The organism is Microtetraspora sp. AC03309 (assembly GCF_020826795.1).
Lineage (GTDB): Bacteria > Actinomycetota > Actinomycetes > Streptosporangiales > Streptosporangiaceae > Microtetraspora > Microtetraspora glauca.
The window spans coordinates 1-852 of record NZ_JADDIL010000266.1; the positions used below are offsets into that span (position 1 = coordinate 1).

The following is an 852-nucleotide window of genomic DNA, read 5'->3' on the forward strand; positions in this document are numbered from 1 at the left end:
ACGTACGGCAAGTACCTCTTCGATCAACGCATCTCGCAGGCTGCCTGGAACACCCTGCAACTGACCATCTATTCGATGATCCTGGCGCTCGTCCTGGGTGTGCTCCTCGCGGTGATGCGGTTGTCACCGAATCCGGTACTCAAAGCGGTGTCCTGGACCTACCTGTGGATCTTCCGCGGCACACCGATCTATGTGCAGTTGGTGCTGTGGGGCCTGGTCCCGGTGATCTACAAGAACATTCAGATCGGCGTACCGTTCGGCCCGCGGCTTTTCGAGTTCACCCTTGCTGATCCGAACGTCTTCTGGCTGGCCGTTCTCGGGCTGGGACTCAACGAGGCCGCCTACATGGCCGAGATCATCAGGGCCGGCATCAACTCCGTGCCCGAGGGGCAGACGGAAGCCTCGGTCGCGCTTGGCATGTCGTGGGCCATGACCATGCGGCGTACGGTGCTTCCCCAGGCCATGCGGGTCATCATCCCGCCGACCGGCAACGAGTTCATCAGCATGCTGAAGACGACCTCGCTGGTCACCGCGATCCCGTACAGCTTCGAGTTGTACGGCCGCTCAAAAGATATCGGCGTAGACCTGTTTCAGCCGGTCCCGCTGCTGCTGGTGGCGTCCACCTGGTATCTGGCGATCACCAGCATTCTGATGGTCGGGCAGTACTACCTCGAGCGGCACTACGCACGTGGTGCGTCGCGCAAGTTGACCTCCAAGCAGCTGCAGGCCCTGGCCAACGCCCAGATGGGAGAGCCACATCCATGACCGCCGCCGCCGAACCGATGGTGCGGGCCGAGAGTGTCTGCAAGAACTTCGGTGCCCTGCACGTCCTCAAAGGCGTCACGTTGGACG

Annotated in this window: 1 protein-coding gene; it reads left to right on the forward strand. The window is 61.9% G+C overall.

Going from position 1 to position 852, the window contains the following annotated elements; genetic code table 11:
- A partial coding sequence (locus IMZ11_RS42745; RefSeq protein WP_228649304.1) for an amino acid ABC transporter permease occupies window positions 1-765 on the forward strand: 765 nt, incomplete at its 5' end.
- Window positions 766-852: the final 87 nt, after the last annotated feature.